This is a genomic window from Citrobacter sp. wls711, from assembly GCF_005281055.1.
Classification (GTDB): Bacteria; Pseudomonadota; Gammaproteobacteria; order Enterobacterales; family Enterobacteriaceae; genus Citrobacter; species Citrobacter gillenii.
In genome coordinates, this window is sequence record NZ_SZXC01000079.1 from 136,498 (window position 1) to 159,857 (window position 23,360).

A 23,360-nucleotide genomic window follows, 5' to 3' on the forward strand; every position below is an offset into this window, starting at 1 on the left:
AAGGCGAAGTGGTTTTAATAACTGCAGCTAATGCGAATTTACTATAAGTGCGTTGTAGTATACGCTTTGCACTGTATGCAGCCATAAAAAATGGTGAGAAAATGTAATTCGAAATGAATGGATGAGAACTGAAGCGTCGGGAAAGCGATGTAGCCCCGCCGTTTATTGGCGATCTACGTATGATATTTCACCAATACTATCACCCCTGATCATCGGACAAGTTGGAATTCAGGTTCGCCTTTAATCATACCTGGAATATTGAAATTTGGGATAGGGAGGAGTTGTATGTACTTTGGTGCGCTGCAAAAGGTATTTCTTACGACTACTAAACCCCAGAGACCATTGCGGAAGTTTGTCTGAGTAAATTCTGATATTCAACGGCTTCAATTCTGAAAAACGACAGTCTCGTTTATTGCTTCTATGCGTGTAGGCGCATTTACAGCAAAATAATCAGTATTTCGTTAATCGGAGTGGTAGGGATGAGTGTAAGGGAAGAAATACAGGATGGCGGAGAGGCCGGAAATTTAAGAAGTGGGATAATCTACACCGAAGTTTTGGGCTGGATAGATATGGGGCATGCTCGAGGTGATGACGTCAGAAAATTACTCTTGGATATGCATCAAGGTGAGTGTTCGGGAAAAGATTATTACGATGTAAAATATACTCAGGGTATGGGGAAGGGAGGGTTCACAATTGGGAAGTTCATTAGATGGAGAATTAAAAAAGGGCGCAGTTTATGTGAACGACATAGTATAGCGCTTTCCATGATGAGGGCACTCGCTCATCGTTTTGAAGGTTTACAGTCAAATTTCCCCTTTTATCTTTACGCTGATAGCGGTTTTAGTGGTGAGGATTTAGTATCCGATTTGCTGGGATTTTACCGCGTAGTTTCATATAGTAACCCATTCACGCTATTGCAGCCCGTAAGCAAAGAGGACGCTCTCAGACGTTGGGATTACTATGGTCCAATAGGCTCTTTTAAAAACACCTCATTCCAACCGATTTTATTTCCTGATCCGGTAAAAGCCACTTCTGCCTCTCCAATAAAAGGTGTTTTGCCCTCATTCATGAGAACAGTGATACCTTACAGCGACTTTAGGTCTGGTAACGTTAAAATAGTTTCCAGAGATGGCTCAGTCGTTAACTGGTAAAAAAGGGAAACATATGAAACAGGCAGTCATAATAGTGCTGATGGTAATAGCTATATGCAGCTCTTATTTCTGGCCTAATATTAAAATGAGACTTGCAGGTAACGCACAATATACAGAGTTTGATAAAGCCAAATATGATTATTACACTCCCCAAGTTTTAAAAAAAATGCCGAGAATATCCCAAGTGTATGACTTTAATTATACGAACATTTCTGGCCCTAAGGCTGATGTATGGAGTGTGACGTTCCATGATACCAGGGATACGTGGAAAATTAGTGAATATCTCTCAATGGTGGGCTATGAAAAACAGGAAAAATGCGATATAGGGGCAGAATGCTGGCGCCTCAGGGGATCTGATGAAGTACTGACAGTGGTGAAGATGAACAGCAGCAACGCTGTTCGGGTTGATATTCTGAAGAGTCTTTATAACGACAAATATATGCCAGATAAATAATTACTCCAATTTTATATCAATCAGCACTTATTGACGGTAGGGATAGCCCGCATTTAGCAGGCTATCCTGTGCTTTACGATAGCATAAGAATGGTATGCAAAATTATTCGATATTCTGAATCTGCTCGCGCATTTGCTCGATCAATACCTTCAGCTCAATGGCTGAGTTAGTCACTTCGGCATTGATGGATTTAGAGGCGAGGGTGTTCGATTCACGGTTGAATTCCTGCATCATAAAGTCCAGACGACGGCCGACCGCCTCTTTTTTCTTCAGGATGTTGTAGGTTTCTTTAACGTGGGCTTCCAGACGATCTAATTCTTCCGCCACATCGATACGCTGCGCCATCAGCACCAGCTCTTGTTCAAGACGGTTATTTTCCAGCTGAACCTGTGCGTCTTCGAGTTTGGCAACCAGACGTTCACGCTGCCACTGCAGGATTTCCGGCATATGCGCGCGGACTTTCGCCACTTCGGTGCTGACGCCTTCCAGACGTTGTTCGATTAACGCTTTTAGCGCCTGGCCTTCGGTTTCACGTGCGACAATAAAGTCGTCCAGCGTGCCATCGAGCGCGGCAAGGATCTCTGCGGCAATAGCGTCCAGGTCTTGTTCCTGGGCCGCCATAACACCCGGCCAGCGCAGGATATCAACCGGATTAATTTCGCCTTCATCGCTCTGCATCTTGACCCAGTTTGCGGCGGTGACGAGCTGTTTAGCGAGTTTTTCATTCAGGAGCAACTCACCTTGCGCGCTGGCATCAGGCTCAAAACGCAGCGTACATTCGATTTTACCGCGCGTCAGACGCGTGCGGATGCGTTCGCGTACAACAGGCTCAAGACTACGGAACTGTTCCGGCAGGCGAAAATAGGTTTCCAGATAACGCTGGTTTACCGAGCGCATTTCCCAGGTAGCGCTACCCCATTCACCCTTGATTTCACGCCGGGCGTAGGCGGTCATGCTGCGGATCATAGACGTTCCTGTTTTTGAAGATGAGATGGGAGGATTATAGCCATCCATGTCTTGTCAGGATAGGAATAACCGTCGGAACTCCGTATAATGCGCAGCCACATTCGTTTCAAGCCGGAGATTTTATCATGCGTCCAGCAGGTCGTAGTGCCAACCAGGTGCGTCCCGTCACCCTGACCCGTAATTATACAAAACACGCTGAAGGCTCCGTGCTGGTCGAATTTGGTGATACCAAAGTACTGTGCACCGCCTCGATTGATGAAGGCGTGCCGCGCTTTCTGAAGGGCCAGGGGCAAGGCTGGATCACCGCAGAATATGGCATGTTACCGCGTGCGACTCATACCCGTAACGCACGTGAAGCGGCGAAAGGTAAGCAGGGCGGCCGTACCATGGAAATTCAGCGTCTGATCGCGCGTGCGCTGCGCGCCGCCGTTGACCTGAAAACGCTTGGCGAATTCACCATCACCCTGGACTGCGACGTGATTCAGGCAGACGGCGGTACCCGTACTGCATCCATTACCGGTGCTTGTGTTGCGCTGGCTGATGCGCTGAACAAACTGGTTGCCAGCGGTAAGCTGAAAACCAACCCAATGAAAGGGATGGTTGCTGCAGTGTCCGTGGGTATTGTGAATGGCGAAGCGCTCTGCGATTTAGAGTACGTTGAAGACTCTGCGGCAGAAACCGACATGAACGTGGTGATGACCGAAGACGGTCGCATTATTGAAGTGCAGGGCACGGCGGAAGGCGAACCGTTCAGCCATGAAGAACTTCTCACCCTACTGGCGCTGGCCCGAGGGGGCATTGAATCCATCATAACGACGCAGAAGGTGGCGTTAGAAAATTGATTTTAAAGGCGACTGATGAGTCGCCTTTTTTTTGTCTGTTATAAAGTGAGATGAGGAGCGAATCCATGAAACCGTATCAGCGCCAGTTTATTGAGTTTGCGCTTAGCAAGCAGGTACTAAAGTTCGGCGAGTTTACGCTGAAATCCGGGCGTAAAAGCCCCTATTTCTTCAACGCTGGACTGTTTAATACCGGGCGTGACCTGGCACTGTTAGGCCGTTTTTATGCCGAAGCGCTGGTGGATTCCGGTATTGAATTCGATTTACTGTTTGGCCCGGCGTACAAAGGTATTCCTATTGCCACGACGACCGCCGTTGCGCTGGCAGAACACCACGATAAAGACTTGCCGTACTGCTTTAACCGTAAAGAGGCGAAGACCCACGGCGAAGGCGGTAACCTGGTTGGTAGCGCATTGCAGGGCCGTGTGATGCTGGTTGATGATGTGATCACCGCCGGTACGGCGATTCGTGAGTCGATGGAGATAATCCAGGCAAATAGTGCGATGTTAGCTGGGGTTCTGATTTCTCTCGATCGTCAGGAACGGGGTCGTGGTGAGATTTCCGCTATCCAGGAGGTGGAGCGTGATTATGGGTGCAAGGTTATTTCAATCATTACCCTGAAAGACTTGATTGCGTATCTGGAAGAGAAGCCGGAGATGGCGGAACATCTGGCCGCAGTGCGGGCGTATCGCGAAACATACGGCGTATAATCAGAACTGCCGGATGGCGCTACGCTTATCCGGCTACGCACTTTCTGTAGACCCGGTAAGCGTAGTAGCGCCACCGGGCAATCAGCGATTACTGCAATTGTGCGACTATCAGCGGCCAGCGGATGTCAAAATCGTCCGTTGGACGGTATTTAAATTCGCTGCGCACAAAACGAGACAGCATACCTTCACAGAAAGCCAGTAACTGGCTGGCCAGTAGCGTTTCATCCATGGCGTAACCTTCACCTTCACGCATCCGTTTTTCTCGCAGAACCTGGCGCAGCTGGGCCTCGATGCGTTCAAACAACTGATTAATGCGGCCCTGCAGACGATCTTGCTCAAACATCAGTGCGTGACCGGTCAGAATACGCGTCAGGCCGGGGTTACGTTCACCGAACCCTAAAATCAGCAACACGATCAGACGCAGGCGTGCGCCGGTGTCTTTTTCATCTTTCAAAATCAGGTTGATACGGGTAATCAGACTATCTTCGATAAACTCAATCAGGCTATCGAACATGCGGGTCTTGCTGGGAAAATGGCGATACAATGCCGCTTCGGAAACGCCAACAGAGGCTGCCAGTTTTGCTGTCGTAATGCGTTGGCTTCCATCGCTGGATTCCAGCATCAGCGCCAGAGACTGAAGTATTTCTTCGCGACGATTCCTTTTCGCAGTTTGCTTTTCTACCATGTTACAAAATACCCCTGAAAATAAGCACTTGCCAGGCAGGCATCCACACAGCGACCGCAAACAACTGTTTGCGGTATGTTATTGCGTTATTACGCTGTGGGATACTTCTCTACGGGTTACTTGCGCCCGGAATGGCCGAAGCCGCCTTCGCCACGATCGGTGGCTTCAAATTCTTCCACCAGATTAAATTCAGCCTGCACGACCGGCACAAAGACCATCTGTGCAATACGCTCACCCGGCTCGATAGTGAAGCTGTCCTGGCCACGGTTCCAGACAGATACCATCAGTTGGCCCTGATAATCGGAGTCAATCAAACCGACCAGGTTGCCGAGTACGATACCGTGCTTATGGCCCAACCCGGAGCGTGGAAGCATTACCGCCGCCAGCGAAGGGTCGGCGATATGAATGGCTAACCCGGTTGGCACCAGCGTCGTCGCGCCCGGAGCCAGTTCTACGGCGTCATCAAGACAGGCGCGCAGGTCAAGTCCGGCAGAGCCTGAGGTGGCGTACGTCGGGAGCGGAAATTGTTGCCCTACGCGTGGGTCCAGAATCTTAACGTCGATTTTTTTCATCATAACGGGTCACGATCTCGTCGAGTAATAATTGGCCCAGGAGTTCTTTACGCTCAAGCGGTAAGACTTTATCTCCATCCTGCCAGAAAAGGTGTAATGCGTTGCTGTCGCTGTTAAATCCTTGAGTAGATAGTGAAACATCGTTTGCACAAATCACATCAAGGTTTTTGCGGATACGTTTTTGCCGGGCATATTCTTCCACATTATTTGTTTCGGCGGCAAACCCAACGACAAAAGGACGATTAGCATTGAGTGCTGCAACCCCGGCGATAATATCCGGGTTTTTGACCATTTTTACTGTGAATTCATCACCCTGCGTCGCCTGCTTTTTGATTTTTTCATGGGCTACGGTTTCTGCGCGATAATCAGCGACGGCGGCACAGCCGATAAAAATATGCTGTTGCTGTACGGCTGATTGCACGGCAGCTTCCATTTCGAGCGCCGTAACGACATCAATACGCTGCACCAAAGGCGGCGTGGCTAATGACACGGGACCTGACACCAGCGTGACATTAGCGCCGCGCTTTGCTGCCGCAGCGGCGATGGAGAAACCCATCTTTCCGGAACTGTGGTTAGAAATGTAGCGCACCGGATCAAGCGGCTCGCGTGTTGGGCCAGCCGTAATCATGATGTTGAGATGTTGCAGAGAATTGACAGGTGAAAAATGTTCCGCCGCCATATCCACAATGGTTAACGGATCCAGCATACGGCCAGGGCCAACATCGCCACAGGCCTGGCTGCCGCTGTCGGGTCCCCAGATGAGCAAGCCACGTGACGCGAGAACGCCGAGATTGTGCTGTGTTGCGGCGGCGCGGTACATCTGCTGGTTCATGGCCGGTAAGACGGCAACAGGCGCAGGCGTTGCCAGGCAGATCGTTGACACCAGATCGTTGGCCATGCCAGCGGCAACGCGCGCAATCAAATCAGCCGTGGCGGGGGCCAGGATAACTAAATCGGCCCATTTCCCGAGTTCAATATGACCCATCGCAGCTTCTGCTGCGGGGTCAAGCAAGCTGTCGGAAACGGGGTAGCCCGAAACCGCCTGTAAGCTCAGGGGCGTAATAAACGCTTTTGCCGCCTCGGTCATTGCCACGCGGACGTCTGCGCCACGTTCCCGTAAACGGCGTACCAGCTCGGGGGTTTTGTATGCAGCAATACCGCCACTGACACCAATTACGATTTTTTTACCGGCCAGGCTCATCATGATCTTTCCTGTTGGATTTCACCAGAAGGCGGATATTTTATCACAATCCTCAATGCGACGTGCTTTTGCCGGGAAGCACTTTGCGAGGCGTCACGAAGAAGTGAAAACAGGACGTCGCTTCATGGCGGGTGTTATGTAACCATTCGCGGGCTAAGGGAGGAGAAGCATGGAAGAGATGGAATGTTCGATGCCCCGGGAAAAAATGATGGCGCTGGGGGTAGATTCGCTGACGGATGTTGAGCTATTGGCACTTTTTTTACGTACCGGTTCGCGAGGGAAAGATGTCCTGACGCTGGCAAAAGAGATACTGCAAAATTTTGGTTCTCTGTATGGTCTGTTATCGGCCGATTACATGGATTTCAGCCAGGTTCAGGGTATTGGCGTGGCGAAGTATGCCCAGCTAAAAGGTATCGCCGAATTGGCAAAGCGTTACTACAACGTGCGCGTGATGGAAGAACGTTCGCTACTGAGTCCCGAAATGGCGCGTGAGTTTCTGCAAAGCCAGTTCTCGCAAGAGGAACGAGAGATCTTTCTGGTGATCTTTCTTGATGCTCAGCATCGTGTGATTAAACACAGCACACTTTTTTCTGGCACGCTCAGCCATGTCGAGGTACATCCGCGAGAAATTGTCCGTGAGGCGATAAAAATGAATGCGTCGGCGCTGATCCTTGCGCATAATCACCCTTCGGGGTGTGCAGAGCCGAGTAAAGCAGATAAACTTATCACCGAGCGTGTTGTGAAATGCTGTCAGTTCATGGATGTCCGGGTGCTTGATCATCTAGTAATTGGGCGCGGAGAGTACGTTTCTTTTGCGGAACGCGGTTGGATTTAACGCACTTTACGCGATCCATCGGGATCTTTGTCTGTTCGGGACTTGAGCACATCGCTGACTCAGCGTATACTACGCCACCTTTGAGAATCTCGGGTTTGGCATTTGGGCCTGGCAATCGAGAGTTCGCAAATATACGAAATCATTCATTCGGTATCCAACGTTGATGCAGTATGAAAGATTGAGTGTATTGAACTGCGATAACCGGGCTGAGAAGCCTGACGAGGCGCCAATACCCCATACGAAGCTCGAGCTAATTTGATTTTTGGAGAATAGACATGTCCCGAGTCTGCCAAGTTACTGGCAAGCGTCCGGTGACCGGTAACAACCGTTCCCACGCACTGAACGCGACTAAACGCCGTTTCCTGCCTAACCTGCACTCTCACCGTTTTTGGGTTGAGAGCGAGAAGCGTTTTGTCACCCTGCGTGTATCTGCTAAAGGTATGCGTGTTATTGATAAGAAAGGCATCGAAACAGTTCTGTCTGAACTGCGTGCCCGTGGCGAAAAGTACTAAGTACTAAGAGGAAATAAATCATGGCTAAAGGTATTCGTGAGAAAATCAAGCTGGTTTCTTCTGCTGGTACTGGTCACTTCTACACCACCACGAAGAACAAGCGTACTAAGCCGGAAAAACTGGAACTGAAAAAATTCGATCCAGTTGTCCGTCAGCACGTTTTATACAAAGAAGCGAAAATCAAATAATTTTCGCTTTGATGTAAAGAAAAACCCTGCCTCGGCGGGGTTTTTTGTTTTCTGGCCGTCCCCATATTAATGAGACCTGATACACCGCCGGAGATGCTATGCCTGAATTACCTGAAGTCGAAACCAGTCGCCGTGGTATTGAGCCGCATCTCGTTGGGGCAACGATTCTGCACGCCATTGTGCGTAATGGTCGTCTGCGTTGGCCGGTATCAGAAGAAATCTATCGTCTTAGTGATAAGCCTGTGCTTAGCGTACAACGTCGTGCGAAGTATCTGCTTTTAGAGCTAGCGGATGGCTGGATTATCATTCATCTGGGCATGTCAGGCAGTTTACGTATTCTTCCTGAAGAACGCCCGGCAGAAAAACACGACCATGTGGATTTGGTGATGAGCAATGGCAAAGTCCTGCGCTATACCGATCCCCGGCGGTTTGGGGCGTGGCTATGGACCAAAGAACTGGCGGGACACAATGTTCTCGCGCATCTTGGCCCGGAGCCGCTGAGCGATGATTTCAACGCCAGTTACCTCCAGCAGAAATGCGCGAAGAAGAAAACGGCGATTAAACCCTGGCTGATGGACAACAAGTTAGTGGTGGGGGTTGGCAACATCTATGCCAGCGAGTCGCTGTTTGCGGCTGGTATCCATCCTGACCGCCTGGCATCGTCGCTGTCGGTATCTGAGTGTGAGCTGTTGGTGCGCGTTATCAAGGCGGTTTTGCTACGCTCTATCGAGCAAGGGGGAACGACGCTGAAGGATTTTCTGCAAAGTGACGGCAAGCCGGGCTATTTTGCCCAGGAGTTGCAAGTCTATGGGCGAGAAGGTGAGCCTTGCCGTGCATGCGGCGCGCCGATCGTTGCGACAAAACATGCACAGCGAACGACATACTACTGCCGTCGCTGTCAGAAATAGCGTCGATAACGCCTTTACTTCAGCTTGGCCATTAACGCCTGGTGCACGTTCGCCGGTAAAAAGTGGGTCACGTCCCCCTGATGGCGGGCGACTTCTTTAACCAGCGATGATGAGATAAATGACCATTCTTTGGAAGGCATCAAAAAGACGCTTTCCAGCTGCGGCATCAGGTGGCGATTCATGTGCGCCAGTTGCATTTCATACTCAAAATCTGCCACGGCACGCAGCCCACGAATCAGAACATTTGCTTGTTTATCGCGGGCGAAGTTTGCCATTAAGTCGCTAAACCCCAGTACTTCGACATTGTCGAGATGCGCCGTTGCCTGCTGTGCCAGCTCAACACGCTCTTCCAGAGTAAACATCGGTTTTTTACTGGGACTTGCGGCAATCGCCAGAATCACGTGATCGAACATGCTTGTTGCACGCGTCACGATATCGATATGGCCGTTAGTAATGGGATCGAAGGTTCCTGGATAAATTGCCCGTTTTTGCATGACAACCCTCAGTGCGTTTTGGGTGGCAGGTAAGGTTCCAGCAGCTGCAGCAGACGCTGTAGCGCGCCCTGGTTTTGATACAGAACTTCAACTGCATGACGACCATAGAAATTACGATAATCTGCATCGGTCAGCAACGACGAGATCTCTTTCACCAACGTGGTGGTATCGGTGACGGTGATCAATCCACTTGCCTGCTCAAGTCGGGCGCAAATATCTTTAAAATTAAAGGTATGTGGTCCCATCAGTACGGGAATCGCATGCGCTGCAGCTTCTAATGGGTTATGACCCCCACGTTCAACCAGTGAGCCGCCGACGAACGCCAGGTCGGCAATGCCGTACAGCAGCATCAGTTCGCCCATCGTATCGCCAATAACCACCTGAGTACCTGAAGACGGGACTTCTCCCGAGGACCGTGTGGTATAGCTTAGCCCAGCCTGGCGTACGAGGTTAATGGCATCCGGAAAACGTTCCGGATGTCGTGGAACCAGAATCAGTAACAGATTCGGGAACTGATTTAATAATGCCTGGTGCGCGGCGACGATAATGCTTTCTTCACCATCGTGCGTGCTGGTAGCAATCCATACGGGGCGATGTGGTGCCCACTGGCGACGTAACGTGATCGCTTTAGCGGCCAACTGCGGTGTGACGGAAATATCAAATTTCAGACTGCCGGTGACGGTCACTTGATTGCTCTTTGCGCCAAGCGTAATAAAGCGTGCACCATCTTCTTCATTTTGTGCGGCAATCAGCGTAATACGACGTAGTAATCGGCCAACAAATTTACCCAGTTTCGCGTAGCCTGCGGCCGAGCGGGCGGAAAGTCGGGCGTTAGCAATGACCAGAGGAATATGACGTTTGTGGAGTGCCGCGATCAGATTCGGCCACAACTCGGTTTCCATGATTAACACCAGTTTGGGGTCAACTTTGTTCAGGAAACGGTTGAGTGCATCGGGTAAATCGTAAGGTAAATAGACGTGTTGAACGTCAGTACCAAATGCAGACTGGACGCGCTCTGAGCCAGTTGGTGTCATGGTGGTAACCGTGATCGACAGGTCCGGATAACGATGTCGCAGGGCGCGGACTAATGGGATCGCCGCCAGCGTTTCGCCCACGGACACAGAATGCAGCATGATGCCGCCTGGCTTTAGCGGACGACGATAAAATCCGTAGCGTTCACCCCAGCGTTTACGGTAGGCCGGAGCCTTACGACCGCGCACCCAAAGCCGTATCCAGATCAAGGGCTGAATAAGGTAGAGCAATGTGGTGTAAAGCAACTCAAGCATGGGCGTTAGCTGGCTAATGGATGTGCTGTGGATTCTATGTATTTACCCGGTGCTTTGCTATTACTTTTGCCATTCAGGGACCAATTAGACGCTAAAGTGGTCAATCTGACGTGTGAGAGACCATTATGTTGCATTCTGGTGTAACTCTTTGAAATTAAAGTCAGGGGCTAGAGAAGATAACAAATTGGTTCTGAAGTTGGCATCAATCTACGCTAATGAATTGATTGGAAAGACGAAAAGAAAATGTGCTTAACTTTTATTCGTATCGGATTGCCACTAAAGAAGTGGTACACTAGCGCGCAAAATTTAAGTGCGATATCAGTAATCAGGCAACTGTTGAGCTTGGGGCGGTAGCGTGCTTTTTTTGCTTAACGGTATCGGACACTCTCAACAAAAGAGCTGCTTGTGGAAAAGTTATTCAGAAATATCCTGGTCATTAAGATGCGTTTTCATGGCGATATGCTGTTGACAACCCCCGTCATCAGTACATTAAAACGTAACTATCCCGATGCTAAAATCGATGTGCTCCTTTACGAAGATACAAAGCCGATTTTATCTGAGAATCCGGAAATTAATGCGCTATATGGAATCAGTAAGAAAAACGCCACAACAAAAAAGAAAATCGCTAACTTCATTTTATTAATAAAAAAATTACGCCAAAACCAATATGATTTAGTGATCAACTTGACCGATCAGTGGCTGGTTGCATTATTGGTCCGTTTTTTGACCGCTGGCACAAAACTTTCCCCTGATTTCCCGCACCGTCAGAAACCTTTCTGGCAGAAGAGCTTTACACATCTTGTGCCAATTACTGGCAATCATATCGTCGAGCGTAACCTGTCGATTCTGAATCCGCTTGGGCTTAACACGATCAATCACGAACTGTCCATGCACTACGCTCCTTCCCATTGGAAAAATATCCATGAACAGCTAAAACAGCTCAACGTGGGTGAGCGCTATGTGGTTATTCAGCCAACCGCACGTCAGATTTTTAAATGCTGGGATAACGAGAAATTTTGTGAGGTTATTGATGCCTTACAGGAACAGGGTTATCCGGTTGTGCTGACCTCTGGACCAGGGAAGGAAGACCAGGAATGTATCCATGATATTGCTGAGGGATGCAAATTATCTCCCGTCACCGCGCTTGCGGGTAAAACGACGTTTCCTGAATTGGCGGCTCTCATTGATCATGCGGCATTGTTTATCGGTGTTGACTCCGCTCCTATGCATATTTCCGCTGCGGTGAAGACCCCTATCATTTGTTTGTTTGGCGCGACGGATCATATCGCGTGGCGACCATGGGCGGAAAATGTCACGCTGCTATGGGCTGGCAACTATCAGCCGGTACCGCCAAGAGATCGGCTGGACCGCAGTTATAAATATCCGTCAGTGATCCCTGCGGCGGATGTTATTAACGCCGCCTGGCGAGTGCTCAATGGCGCAGCACCAGAAGTCGAGGTAAATGCACAATGATTGTTGCCCTCTGTCTGTACAAATATTTCCCTTATGGTGGGTTACAGCGTGACTTTATGCGTATCGCTAAAACGATTGCGGCGCGCGGGCATCATGTCCGGGTCTATACACGAGCCTGGCAAGGGGAGCGCCCGACGGAATTTGAGTGCGTTGATGTCCCGGTTACCGCACATTCTAACCATGGACGAGATAAACAGTACCAGATGTGGGTTCAGCAGCATTTAACTCAGCACCCGGCAGACCGCGTCCTGGGCTTTAACAAAATGCCGGGGCTGGATTATTACTACGCAGCGGATGTGTGTTATGCGGCGAAGGTAGCGAAAGAAAAGGGATTCTTGTATCGCTTAACGGCACGATACAGTCACTACGCAGCCTTTGAGCAAGCGGTGTTTAAACCAGGAGCGAAGACAAAGCTGCTGATGTTAACGACAAATCAAATTTTTGATTTTAAGAAATATTACCATACGGAAGACGATCGCTTTCAGCTCCTTCCGCCCGGCATCTATCCCGATAGAAAATACAGTAGCCAGGCCCCCGGTAGCCGTGAACGCTATCGTGAAGCCAACGGCATCACCCCGGAGCAGTTCTTATTGCTGCAGGTTGGTTCTGATTTTTCACGTAAAGGGGTCGGCCGCTCAATTACTGCTGTTGCCGCACTGCCTGAGGCTATCCGTCGTCAAACCCAGCTCTTTGTTGTTGGTCAGGATAAACCGCGCGCATTCGCTGCGCAGGCAGAAAGAATGGGTGTGAAAGAGAACGTCCATTTCTTTGCTGGGCGTGATGATGTTGCTCATCTGATGGCGGCCGCGGACGTGTTATTACATCCGGCGAAGCAGGAAGCTGCGGGAATTGTACTGGTTGAAGCTATCGCGGCGGGTTTGCCTGTGCTCGTGACGGAGGTCTGCGGATACGCGCCTCACGTAGCGGCGGCAGGATGCGGTGCTGTATTGTGTGAACCTTTTGAGCAACATGCGCTTGATGGCAATTTGCATAAGGTTCTGACGGATAGTTCTCTTCGTGAAGAGTGGGCGCGAAATGCGCGGCATTATGCGGATACGCAGGATCTTTATAGTTTGCCAGAACATGTTGCGGATATTATTACAGGTGAATTGCATGGTTGAGTTAAATGAACCCTTTGCCACATTGTGGAAGGGAAAAGACCCATTCATCGAGGTTAGAAAGCTTCAGGGTGAGGTCTTCCGGGAACTAGAAACCCGTCGCACACTTCGTTTTAGCGTTGCTGATAAGAGCTATTTTTTGAAGTGGCACCGAGGTACCACTTATAAAGAAGTTATTAAAAACCTACTGTCACTGCGCATGCCGGTACTGGGCGCCGACCGTGAGTGGAATGCTATACACCGTTTAGCCTCTTTGGGTGTTGATACGATGCATGGCGTTGCATTTGGCGAAACAGGTTGGAACCCGGTAAAGAAAACCTCCTTTATCATTACCGAAGATTTAACGCCAACTATTAGCCTGGAAGATTATTGTGCGAACTGGCGTGTTGACCCCCCGCTGCCACACGTAAAAAGAATGCTGATTCAACGTGTAGCCAATATGGTTCGTACGATGCATCTTGGCGGTGTTAACCATCGAGATTGTTATATTTGTCATTTCTTACTTCATCTTCCATTTGATGATAGAAATGAAGATGAACTGAAAATTTCGGTGATCGACCTGCATCGAGCACAAATTAGAAATAAAGTTCCTTTACGCTGGCGTAATAAAGATCTTACCGGGCTTTTTTTCTCATCTGATAATATTGGATTAACGAACCGTGATTACTACCGATTTTTGAAGATATATTTTAATTGTAGCCTGAAGGACGTTGTTAAGAACGAAAGTACGTTCATTGAACAGGTTGAAGGAAAGGCCAAACTTATTCGCGAAAGAACAATCCGCAAATCATTGTAGCGTTAACTACAAAGAATGATTGTAAGTGAAGTTTGTATTTCATGACATGAAACGACACTATGTCTCTTCCCGCATATTTAATTTGTAAATATCTTCTAGATTTTGTTGTAATAGGGTTTATATGAATTCAAGCACACAGGCAAAATATCCATCTAAAGGCATTTTAGCTTATTTTTTGTTATTTTCTTTTTGTGTTTTATGTTTTGTCTGGCCTATCCAGAACTCAATTTTGCCAACCAATAGAAATCTCTTCATATACTTAAGTGCGGCATTAACGCTATACTTTTGTGTCCGTAAAAAGTATATGCCCATTGAGCTTAGCCGGCTGGCTAAATATGCCATCGCTTTAATTATTTTTTTCCTGGGATTCACATTGGTCAATGGGTTATTCGTTGCAGCTGATGTGGGGAAAATGCTCCGTAGCTGGCAGGGACAATACCTGCGTGCGGGGCTATTATTCTTTGTTGGACTCTTTTTGTATCCAATCTGTAAGTATCATTTTAAAAATATAAAGGCCAATAAGATATTGTCTTTAGTTGTTCTGTGTTTGCTAGGGGTGATATTTATTCACCTGCTGCAGAATATCTATTTTTATATCAAGACAGGCACGATACTCTGGGGGGAAACGTGGATCGTGCCATCTCGCACCGAGATGAGCTTCCAGATAAACATGGTTACGGGAATTTTACTGGCAGAAATTGCCTGTCGACTGTTCCTGGGCCGTAAGTATCTCATCTTCAGCAACAAACTGATGGCTGCCTTTATTTTGCTGTGCTTCATCTGTTCAGCATTAGCGAAGACCCGCTGGGGCACTATTGGTCTGATTGGCAGTACGATTTCTATCTGCGTATTTATTGCCTTAAAAGCGATTAGCCGGAAGAACTTGCCGAAGCTTTGCCTGGCCACGCTGGTTATTGCGATGGTAGTAGGCATTGTAGGCTACACTTCATGGCATCAGGACTCCCGCTGGAAAAGCCTAAGCATGGATATGGTCGCTGGCTGGGATCTGGGTATGCACAGTCGTTGCTATAACGGTTTTGATGGTCCGTTGATGCAGGACAGCACTGGTCGCATAATGGATGATTCGAATAGCTGCCGGGCGTCGTTCTTCCGTCAGGGAACCGAACTGATCGCTGAATATCCGTTTGGTGCGGGTCCGCGAAAAGATGCATTCTTAGTGCTGCTGCAGGAAAAATATCACGACCCTATTATTCAGCAATCTAACAGCCATTACGGGTTGATTGATGTCACGCTTCAGAACGGTGTCCTTGGGCTTATCAACTGGCTGGCATTTGTCATGTTGATGATCCTTATTGGCTGGCGTGCATTCTCTCGAGATTTAATTATTCCGGGTTTGTACTTGTCTCTTTTCACGGTGAGTTTCTTGTTCCGTAGCGGTGTAGATAACATGATGCGCGATCACTACCTTGAGCAAAACCTTGCGTTATCAGGTTTAATGCTAGGGCTGATCTTTACGAGTAATAAAATATCACGGGCTAAAAAATGAAAGTTTTAATTATCCGTAGAGACAATATTGGCGACTTGATACTGACAACGCCGCTGATCTCGACTATTGCAAAAGACATGAATTGTAAAGTTGATTTGTTAGTTAACACCTATAATCAATCGATTATCGAGAATAATCCTCATGTTGGTAAGGTTTTCTTATACAGCAAGCTGCACCACCGTTCTAAAGGTACATCTAGCCTTAAGGTGTTGTTTCAGCGACTGAAGACGATTATTGATCTGCGTCGTGCTAAATATGATGTTGCGATTATTGCCAAAGAGCATTGGGATAAGCGTCCTTTACAATGGGCAAAATTAGCGGGCGCCAAAAGAATTATTGCTATTGGTAATGACTGTCCTGACATTATCACCGATGCTATTCCTGAAACTCAGGAGCAGATTCATCTGGTCAATTTACTGGATAGGTTAACGGGACCGCTAGGCTGTACTTCTAAACCCGGCCCGCTGGAGCTGTATGTCACACCACAAGAACTGGCTGACATAAAAGCAAAGATAGAATTTCCCCAGGATAATTTGCCTGTTTATGGGTTGCAGATAAGCTCCCGCAGAGAAGAACAGCAATGGCAGAAAGAAAAGTTTGTTGAGCTTGCGCATAAACTTGCGGGCATACAGGCGTGCCATATCCTGTTATTCTGGTCTCCAGGGAAATCAGATAATAAATTACATCCTGGTGATGACGATAAGGCTGATTTTATCAGCGCGCAGTGTGCCGATCTGCCGATTATTCCAGTAAGAACGAACAGCGTTCGTGAGCTGATGGCCGGTATGTCATTATGCGATCAGATTGTGACCAGTGACGGCGGTGCCTTGCATATTGCTGCTGGGGTGCACAAACCAGTGGTGGCGCTGTTCGGCAACAAGGCTGCATGGCTATGGACTCCATGGGGTGTGCCGTACGAAATGCTGCAAGGAAAAGATTATGATGCTCGCAATATTAGCGTCGATGATGTATTCAAGCGGTTTATAAGCCTGCAGGAGCAGGTGCGTAAAAATACGTCAATGGATGAAGCATAAGCTTACTTATTGCTATAGGTAAGTTGATATATTGATCTCTATCTGGCGATAGATTAAATAGGTTTTATTTAATGATTAGAGCATTGAAAAAAAGAATTCAGCTATTACTGGTTAATCTTTTTTTAATGATGTATACCCGTAAGAAAGATTTTTCTTTTAGTCAGCAAGAATTTGAAAATCAGGATAAAAGTCAGCTGAAGAATATTCTGATTTATTCTTCAACGGCGCTGGGTGATTTCATGATGAACTCTCCAGCAATTCATGCGCTCCGCCAGACATATCCTTCTGCGGCAATCACCTTGATATGCCACAAAAAGATGTATGACTTCCTCAAAGGGGGAAGTGACTGGGACGATCTTATCTCATGGGATAATAAACTCACTACCCTCCCTGTATTAGTTAAAGAGATCAAAAAACGTGGAACGCCAGATCTGACTGTAATTCTTCACTCACATACACCTTACGATTTCCTTAGCGCCATCATTGCGGGCACAAAGTATGTCTTTGTAGATAACGATAAGCAGGACATCCCACTCGTGAGTAAATGGGCGACCAACAGAATCAGTAAGTTTGTTGGGCATACTATTCAGCGAAAGCTGGAGCTCATTATGCCTTTGCTGAATGAAAAGCCTGACAACAGTATGCACCTGCCGTTTCCTGTCGAACGAACGGTGAGCGAGGAAGATTCAAAGCTGCGCTGGATTGGTTTTCAGATGGGGGCATCATCCTTTAAGAAATGCTGGCCTGTTGAGCGATTTGTCACTTTCGCAAACCAGCTTTTTGACCATGATGATGTGCGTGTCGTCCTAATTGGCGCGCCGAATGAGGTGCCTCTGCAGGACGAATTTTTGCAAAAGCTGGATAGCCGCTTTCATGACCGCGTAAAACCGCTTATCGGTAAAACGACGCTTAAGGGGCTGATTCAGGAAGTGAAGAATATGGATCTGCTGGTAACATCGGATACGGGTCCTATGCACCTTGCTGTGGCAATGCGGGTACCGACAGTGAGTATGTATGTGATCACCTCACCCTATCTGTATGGCCCCTATCAGGACCCTCAATTGCACAAAGTAGTTTACAAAGCCTATACGACGCTGGATGAAATTAAGTACCGTTCAGCGCTCGAGAAGGTGAGTTGTGAAGAGATTATGGTGTATGTAAAACCATTCTTGCGGTAAGTTTACCGACGCTCTGCATGTTCTGATAAGCGTGCAGATCTATACGTCGGACGGCAGGTGTGCTAGTACTTGCGGAGCGGTGAGTAACGACAGTTTCCCTTCTGGAGCAATGCACATTAATTGGTTCTTACCGTAGCCACCAATGAGCCCCGGGTCAGTGGGGCCATACAGTGTAACGTTTGGCCGATCGAGTGCGGCGGTCAGGTGACTAAGACCTGTATCAACCGAAACCACAAATTCAGCACCAGCCAGGATACGCGCAATTTCCTCAAGACTCATCCGCGGCAATACATCGACATTATCAAATCCTTCCGCAATTCTTCTTGCTCTTTCCTCTTCATGCGCTGCTCCCCAGGGAAGCTTGATGCGAATCCCTGTCTTCGGTATCAGCGCAATAAGGTCCCGCCAGTGCGCTTCTGTCCAATGCTTATCATCTCGCGTGGTAGCATGTAAAAATACGGCGTAGGGCTGCGAATTAGACGTCTGCTGTTTTACAAAATGCTGCGCGATAGCATAATCGCCCTGCGACTGCGGTTTAGTATACCCCAGACTTTTCGCAAACAGTTCCCGCGTACGTTCAACGGCATGCTGCTGCCTGGCAATATGATGCTTACGGTTATAAAACAGGCTTGCCAGCGGTTCTCGGGCCGTGCTCCAGTCCATGCCGTGCTTGACGCCGCGCCCCAGACGCGTCACCAGCGCGGCACTTTTAACCAGACCTTGGGCATCGATTATCGCGTCATACTGCTGTAAACGCACCACATCGCGAAACGCTTTACGCTCGGCTTTAATCGGTGCTGAAAACCAGGCTTTACGCCAGCGGCGAATCGCCACGGGGATCACCCGGTCAACGGCTGAATGCCAGGATGGGATTTGCGCGAACCCTTCTTCAACCACCCAGTCAAACTGAATACCTGGAATTGCCCGCTGCGCATCGGTTAGCGCAGGCAACGTATGCAGTACATCGCCCATCGACGATGTTTTAACGATCAGAACCCGCATCCGTCAGGCTTCCTCTTGTAACAACAGTTCGTTCAGTTCTTCCAGAACGCGCTGAGGAGTGATGTCAATCAGGCTCTGATGATACCCTTGCGCCGCATCGCCCTTACGCACTTTGTGATAACCCGTTATCAGGCGAATCACACGTGCTTTATGGGAAAGAGGCGGAGTAAAGTCTGGGCTGCTGGGGCCGTACAGGGCGACCAGCGGACGGTTCAGCGCGGCGGCTACGTGCATTAATCCTGAGTCATTGGTGACTACCGCTTTACAGGCGGCGAGAAGAATAACGGCCTGCTCGAGCTGCGTTTCACCCGCCAGATTACGGCACCATGCCTGCTGTTCGGTGTTGAGTGTCGCCAGAATTTCATTACCGGCTTCATGATCTTTGGCTGAGCCAAACAGTACGATCTGATGACCTTCGTCGATCAGCTGTTTTGCCAGTTCCGCATAGTGATAATGCGGCCAGCGTTTGGCCGGGCCAAATTCTGCCCCAGGACAAAAACCGATGATCGGGCGTTCAGCAGAAAGAGAGAACTGGCTACAGGTCAGTGATTTTTCACCTTCACTGACCTGCAGCTGCGGCCATAACAGCGGCTGCGGTAAATCTTTCGCGGAAAGCATTACGCCTTTATCGTAAGCCAGCGCCACGTAGCGTTCGACCATCAGCGGCCAGGCTTCTTTATCCAGCACGCGTGCATCATTGAGCAGGCCGTAGCGCATCTCACCGCGCCAGCCGGTACGATGAGGAATGCCCGCAAAGAACGGCACCAGCGCTGACTTAAATGAGTTCGGCAGCACGAAGGCACGATCGTAGCGTTTGTCACGCAGACTGTGGCCGAGTTTACGCCGTTCACCGATCTCCAGCGCGCCGTGACCTAGCGGCATGGCAATCGCGTCGTTGACTTCAGGCATGCGCGACAGCAGCGGACGACACCATGCCGGTGCCATCACGTCGATTATCGCCTGGGGATAGCGCGCCTTGAGCGTGCGATAGAGACTTTGCGACATCATCATGTCGCCAACCCAGGACGGGCCAACCACCAAAATTTTCATACTTACGCGTCGCGGTTCAGCCAGGCCATATATTCCGTTACGCCTTCGGCCACGGTCTTAAACGGTTTGTCGTAGCCTGCTGCGCGCAGGTTAGTTAGATCCGCCTGAGTAAACGCCTGGTAGCGGCCTTTCAGTTTTTCCGGGAACGGAATGTACTCAATGCTGCCTTTTTTATGGTACGCCAGCGTAGCATCCGCCACGGCCTGGAATGATTCCGCGCGACCGGTACCGAGGTTAAAGATACCGGATACGCCGTTTTCCAGGAACCACAGGTTAACGGCGGCAACATCGCCAACATAGACGAAATCACGTTTGAAGTTTTCGCTACCTTCAAACAGTTTTGGCGTTTCGCCATTGTTGAGTTGGGTATTGAGATGGAAAGCCACGCTTGCCATGCTGCCTTTGTGGCCTTCACGCGGTCCGTAGACGTTGAAATAGCGGAAGCCGACAATCTGCGAATCCGCTTCTGGCAGGATCTGACGAACATACTCGTCGAACAGGAACTTTGAGTAGCCGTAAACGTTCAGCGGTTTCTCATATTCACGGGATTCGATGAAGTCAGAAGTGCGTCCGCCGTAAGTGGCTGCAGAAGAGGCGTACAGGAACGGAATTTCGCGTTCCAGGCAGTAGTGCAGCAGCTCTTTGGAGTATTGATAGTTATTGTCCATCATATACTTGCCATCCCACTCGGTGGTGGAAGAGCATGCGCCTTCGTGGAAAATTGCTTCGATATCGCCGAATTCTTCACCGGCCATAATCTGGATCAGGAAGTCTTCCTTATCCATGTAGTCAGCAATATTCAGATCCACCAGGTTAACAAACTTGGTGCCGTCTTTCAGGTTGTCCACCACCAGGATATCAGTGATGCCTTTATCATTCAGTGACTTAACGATGTTGCTGCCGATAAAGCCCGCGCCGCCGGTAACGATGATCATAAATGTAACCTTCGAATTATGGAGTCAGAGACAATCTCAGACACGAATACTTCTATCATATCACTACATGGCCCTGGCTTCAGCCATTCACCGACAAGCCGTGCGGATACACGTGATTTATGCTTCATTTTGAAGAAGTGATAACGCGTCATCTCGTATCAATGTATAGCTTTGGGTAATATGTGCTGAAATTTGCCCAGTCTGGAGAATTGCAATGCGTGGGAATTTTTACAAGCAGTTAACGAACGACCTGGAAACCGCACGTGCGGAAGGGCTGTTTAAAGAAGAACGCATTATTACGTCTGCGCAGCAGGCGGATATCACGGTGGCTGATGGAAGCCACGTGATTAACTTTTGTGCGAACAACTATCTGGGACTGGCTAACCACCCGGAACTGATTGCAGCGGCAAAAGCGGGTATGGATTCTCACGGGTTTGGCATGGCTTCGGTGCGCTTTATCTGCGGCACCCAGGACAGCCACAAGCAGCTGGAGCAAAAACTGGCGGCGTTCCTCGGTATGGAAGATGCCATTCTTTATTCTTCCTGCTTTGATGCCAACGGCGGCCTGTTCGAAACGCTGCTGGGCGCAGAAGATGCGATTATCTCCGATGCCCTGAACCACGCCTCTATCATCGACGGCGTTCGTCTGTGTAAAGCGAAGCGTTTCCGTTACGCCAATAACGATATGCAGGAACTGGAAGCGCGCCTGAAAGAAGCGCGTGAAGCTGGGGCACGTCACGTGCTGATAGCTACCGACGGCGTGTTCTCGATGGACGGCGTGATTGCCAACCTGAAAGGCGTCTGCGACCTGGCGGATAAGTACGATGCACTGGTGATGGTTGATGATTCCCACGCGGTGGGTTTTGTCGGCGAAAACGGCCGCGGTTCCCATGAATACTGCGAAGTGATGGGGCGTGTCGACATCATTACCGGTACGCTGGGTAAAGCACTGGGCGGCGCGTCCGGTGGTTATACCGCCGCGCGTAAAGAAGTCGTTGAGTGGCTACGTCAGCGTTCCCGTCCGTACCTGTTCTCCAATTCACTGGCTCCGGCGATTGTGGCGGCGTCCATTAAGGTGCTGGAAATGGTTGAGTCCGGCCATGACCTGCGCGATCGCCTGTGGGCAAACGCCCGTCAGTTCCGTGAGCAAATGTCCGCCGCTGGCTTTACGTTAGCCGGTGCCGATCACGCGATTATTCCGGTGATGTTGGGTGATGCAGTCGTTGCACAGCAGTTCTCCCGTGAACTGCAAAAAGAAGGCATTTACGTTACCGGCTTCTTCTATCCGGTGGTTCCGAAAGGCCAGGCGCGTATCCGTACCCAGATGTCTGCGGCGCATACCCCTGAGCAGATTACGCGTGCTGTTGACGCGTTCACACGCATTGGTAAACAACTGGGCGTTATTGCCTGAGGATGTGAAATGAAAGCGTTATCCAAACTGAAAGCGGAAGAAGGCATTTGGATGACCGACGTTCCTGAACCGGAAGTCGGTCATAACGATTTGCTGATTAAAATCCGTAAAACAGCCATCTGCGGGACTGACGTTCACATTTATAACTGGGATGAATGGTCGCAAAAAACCATCCCGGTTCCAATGGTTGTTGGGCATGAGTATATCGGCGAAGTGGTCGGCATCGGCCAGGAAGTGAAAGGTTTTAAAATCGGCGATCGCGTGTCGGGTGAAGGCCACATTACTTGCGGACATTGTCGTAACTGCCGCGGTGGGCGTACTCATCTGTGCCGCAATACGACCGGTGTCGGTGTAAACCGTCCGGGTTGTTTTGCTGAGTATCTGGTGATCCCGGCGTTTAACGCGTTCAAGATCCCGGATAACATCTCCGATGATTTAGCCTCAATCTTCGATCCGTTCGGTAATGCGGTACACACGGCACTGTCGTTCGATCTGGTCGGAGAAGATGTGCTGGTTTCCGGTGCGGGCCCTATCGGGATTATGGCGGCAGCCGTCGCCAAGCACGTTGGTGCACGCCACGTTGTCATTACGGATGTGAATGAGTATCGCCTTGAGCTGGCGCGCAAAATGGGTATCACTCGCGCGGTAAACGTAGCGAAAGAGAACCTGACCGACGTCATGGCCGAGTTGGGTATGACCGAAGGGTTTGATGTGGGTCTGGAGATGTCCGGTGCGCCGCCAGCGTTCCGCGCCATGCTGGACACCATGAACCACGGCGGTCGCATTGCCATGCTGGGTATTCCGCCGTCAGATATGTCCGTCGACTGGACGAAGGTTATCTTTAAAGGGCTGTTTATTAAAGGCATCTACGGTCGCGAAATGTTTGAAACCTGGTACAAAATGGCTGCACTGATCCAGTCTGGTCTGGATTTGTCGCCAATCATCACCCATCGGTTCTCCATCGATGAGTTCCAGCAAGGTTTTGACGCGATGCGTTCAGGTCAGTCAGGGAAAGTGATCCTGAGCTGGGATTAGTATTAAACAGGCAGGATGAA

Annotated in this window: 25 protein-coding genes; 16 read left to right on the forward strand and 9 right to left on the reverse strand. The window is 49.4% G+C overall.

Annotation, left to right across the window (positions count from 1 at the left end; all coding sequences use genetic code 11):
- Nucleotides 1-479: 479 nt before the first annotated feature.
- Together FDW98_RS22205 and FDW98_RS22210 are read left to right on the forward strand one after the other, a co-directional pair.
- On the forward strand, nt 480-1,151 hold the full coding sequence (locus tag FDW98_RS22205) for a hypothetical protein (protein WP_096759069.1): 672 nt from the start codon (nt 480-482) through the stop codon (nt 1,149-1,151).
- A gap of 13 nt (nt 1,152-1,164) precedes the next feature.
- Nucleotides 1,165-1,605, forward strand: a complete 441-nt coding sequence (locus tag FDW98_RS22210; protein ID WP_096759070.1) for a hypothetical protein — start codon at nt 1,165-1,167, stop codon at nt 1,603-1,605.
- A gap of 102 nt (nt 1,606-1,707) precedes the next feature.
- Here the strand turns inward: FDW98_RS22210 and FDW98_RS22215 are convergent, their stop codons facing one another.
- Nucleotides 1,708-2,571, reverse strand: a complete 864-nt coding sequence (locus FDW98_RS22215; protein WP_096759071.1) for a YicC/YloC family endoribonuclease — start codon at nt 2,569-2,571, stop codon at nt 1,708-1,710.
- Between the two features lie 125 nt (nt 2,572-2,696).
- On the opposite strand from FDW98_RS22215, the gene rph reads away from it, so the two are divergent.
- The gene (gene rph, locus FDW98_RS22220; protein WP_096759072.1) at nt 2,697-3,413 is read left to right on the forward strand and encodes a ribonuclease PH; all 717 of its coding nucleotides are present in this window, start codon (nt 2,697-2,699) and stop codon (nt 3,411-3,413) included.
- A 65-nt stretch (nt 3,414-3,478) separates the two neighbouring features.
- Nucleotides 3,479-4,120: an orotate phosphoribosyltransferase gene (pyrE, locus tag FDW98_RS22225; RefSeq protein WP_096759073.1), complete on the forward strand. Its 642-nt coding sequence runs from the start codon at nt 3,479-3,481 to the stop codon at nt 4,118-4,120.
- Between the two features lie 88 nt (nt 4,121-4,208).
- On the opposite strand, the gene slmA is transcribed toward pyrE, so the two are convergent.
- The 3 genes from slmA to coaBC all read right to left on the reverse strand — a co-directional run bounded on the left by slmA (nt 4,209) and on the right by coaBC (nt 6,578).
- Nucleotides 4,209-4,805: a nucleoid occlusion factor SlmA gene (slmA, locus tag FDW98_RS22230; protein ID WP_096759074.1), complete on the reverse strand. Its 597-nt coding sequence runs from the start codon at nt 4,803-4,805 to the stop codon at nt 4,209-4,211.
- 116 nt (nt 4,806-4,921) lie between these two features.
- Nucleotides 4,922-5,380: a dUTP diphosphatase gene (dut, locus tag FDW98_RS22235; protein WP_003827259.1), complete on the reverse strand. Its 459-nt coding sequence runs from the start codon at nt 5,378-5,380 to the stop codon at nt 4,922-4,924.
- Nucleotides 5,358-6,578: a bifunctional phosphopantothenoylcysteine decarboxylase/phosphopantothenate--cysteine ligase CoaBC gene (gene coaBC, locus FDW98_RS22240; protein ID WP_096759497.1), complete on the reverse strand. Its 1,221-nt coding sequence runs from the start codon at nt 6,576-6,578 to the stop codon at nt 5,358-5,360. Before coaBC ends, dut begins: the two co-directional genes overlap by 23 nt.
- 169 nt (nt 6,579-6,747) lie before the next feature.
- Between coaBC and radC the strand changes: the two genes are divergently transcribed.
- From radC to mutM, 4 genes are all read left to right on the forward strand, one after another.
- Complete coding sequence (gene radC, locus FDW98_RS22245) at nt 6,748-7,413, forward strand: DNA repair protein RadC (protein WP_096759076.1); 666 nt, start codon at nt 6,748-6,750, stop codon at nt 7,411-7,413.
- Nucleotides 7,414-7,688: 275 nt separating this feature from the next.
- Nucleotides 7,689-7,925, forward strand: coding sequence for a 50S ribosomal protein L28 (gene rpmB, locus FDW98_RS22250; RefSeq protein WP_003024071.1), 237 nt, complete (start codon nt 7,689-7,691; stop codon nt 7,923-7,925).
- Between the two features lie 20 nt (nt 7,926-7,945).
- Entirely contained in the window at nt 7,946-8,113 is a 168-nt protein-coding gene (gene rpmG / locus FDW98_RS22255) for a 50S ribosomal protein L33 (RefSeq protein ID WP_003024094.1), read from the forward strand.
- A gap of 98 nt (nt 8,114-8,211) precedes the next feature.
- Nucleotides 8,212-9,021 (forward strand): bifunctional DNA-formamidopyrimidine glycosylase/DNA-(apurinic or apyrimidinic site) lyase, encoded by an 810-nt coding sequence (gene mutM / locus FDW98_RS22260; protein ID WP_096759077.1) that lies wholly within the window; start codon nt 8,212-8,214, stop codon nt 9,019-9,021.
- 14 nt (nt 9,022-9,035) lie between these two features.
- Here mutM and coaD read toward each other — a convergent pair whose 3' ends face one another.
- Both coaD and waaA read right to left on the reverse strand, forming a co-directional pair.
- Nucleotides 9,036-9,515 (reverse strand): pantetheine-phosphate adenylyltransferase, encoded by a 480-nt coding sequence (gene coaD, locus FDW98_RS22265; RefSeq protein WP_096759078.1) that lies wholly within the window; start codon nt 9,513-9,515, stop codon nt 9,036-9,038.
- Nucleotides 9,516-9,523: 8 nt separating this feature from the next.
- The gene (gene waaA / locus FDW98_RS22270; protein WP_096759079.1) at nt 9,524-10,801 is read right to left on the reverse strand and encodes a lipid IV(A) 3-deoxy-D-manno-octulosonic acid transferase; all 1,278 of its coding nucleotides are present in this window, start codon (nt 10,799-10,801) and stop codon (nt 9,524-9,526) included.
- 405 nt (nt 10,802-11,206) lie between these two features.
- Between waaA and rfaQ the strand changes: the two genes are divergently transcribed.
- The 6 genes from rfaQ to FDW98_RS22300 all read left to right on the forward strand — a co-directional run bounded on the left by rfaQ (nt 11,207) and on the right by FDW98_RS22300 (nt 17,907).
- A complete protein-coding gene (gene rfaQ / locus FDW98_RS22275; RefSeq protein WP_096759080.1) occupies nt 11,207-12,274 on the forward strand; it encodes a lipopolysaccharide core heptosyltransferase RfaQ in 1,068 nt (355 codons plus the stop codon).
- Nucleotides 12,271-13,395, forward strand: coding sequence for a glycosyltransferase family 4 protein (locus tag FDW98_RS22280; protein WP_096759081.1), 1,125 nt, complete (start codon nt 12,271-12,273; stop codon nt 13,393-13,395). The genes rfaQ and FDW98_RS22280 overlap by 4 nt, the downstream gene beginning before the upstream one ends.
- The gene (gene rfaP, locus FDW98_RS22285) at nt 13,388-14,188 is read left to right on the forward strand and encodes a lipopolysaccharide core heptose(I) kinase RfaP (RefSeq protein WP_096759082.1); all 801 of its coding nucleotides are present in this window, start codon (nt 13,388-13,390) and stop codon (nt 14,186-14,188) included. Before FDW98_RS22280 ends, rfaP begins: the two co-directional genes overlap by 8 nt.
- A gap of 121 nt (nt 14,189-14,309) precedes the next feature.
- Complete coding sequence (locus FDW98_RS22290; protein ID WP_096759083.1) at nt 14,310-15,695, forward strand: O-antigen ligase family protein; 1,386 nt, start codon at nt 14,310-14,312, stop codon at nt 15,693-15,695.
- The gene (locus FDW98_RS22295; protein WP_096759084.1) at nt 15,692-16,729 is read left to right on the forward strand and encodes a glycosyltransferase family 9 protein; all 1,038 of its coding nucleotides are present in this window, start codon (nt 15,692-15,694) and stop codon (nt 16,727-16,729) included. Before FDW98_RS22290 ends, FDW98_RS22295 begins: the two co-directional genes overlap by 4 nt.
- Before the next feature lie 71 nt (nt 16,730-16,800).
- Nucleotides 16,801-17,907 carry a glycosyltransferase family 9 protein gene (locus tag FDW98_RS22300; RefSeq protein WP_096759085.1) on the forward strand — a complete coding sequence of 369 codons (1,107 nt, stop codon included), beginning with the start codon at nt 16,801-16,803 and terminating at the stop codon, nt 17,905-17,907.
- A gap of 39 nt (nt 17,908-17,946) precedes the next feature.
- Here the strand turns inward: FDW98_RS22300 and rfaC are convergent, their stop codons facing one another.
- From rfaC to rfaD, 3 genes are read right to left on the reverse strand one after another with little or no spacing between them, the layout of a single operon-like run.
- A complete protein-coding gene (gene rfaC, locus FDW98_RS22305; protein WP_096759086.1) occupies nt 17,947-18,909 on the reverse strand; it encodes a lipopolysaccharide heptosyltransferase RfaC in 963 nt (320 codons plus the stop codon).
- A 3-nt stretch (nt 18,910-18,912) separates the two neighbouring features.
- Nucleotides 18,913-19,959 carry an ADP-heptose--LPS heptosyltransferase RfaF gene (rfaF, locus tag FDW98_RS22310; RefSeq protein WP_096759087.1) on the reverse strand — a complete coding sequence of 349 codons (1,047 nt, stop codon included), beginning with the start codon at nt 19,957-19,959 and terminating at the stop codon, nt 18,913-18,915.
- Between the two features lie 2 nt (nt 19,960-19,961).
- Entirely contained in the window at nt 19,962-20,894 is a 933-nt protein-coding gene (rfaD, locus tag FDW98_RS22315) for an ADP-glyceromanno-heptose 6-epimerase (RefSeq protein WP_096759088.1), read from the reverse strand.
- Nucleotides 20,895-21,108: 214 nt separating this feature from the next.
- Here rfaD and kbl point away from each other — a divergent pair, with 214 nt between their 5' ends.
- Entirely contained in the window at nt 21,109-22,305 is a 1,197-nt protein-coding gene (gene kbl, locus FDW98_RS22320) for a glycine C-acetyltransferase (protein WP_096759089.1), read from the forward strand.
- Nucleotides 22,306-22,314: 9 nt separating this feature from the next.
- Nucleotides 22,315-23,340, forward strand: coding sequence for an L-threonine 3-dehydrogenase (tdh, locus tag FDW98_RS22325; protein ID WP_096759090.1), 1,026 nt, complete (start codon nt 22,315-22,317; stop codon nt 23,338-23,340).
- The last annotated feature ends 20 nt before the right edge of the window (nt 23,341-23,360 follow it).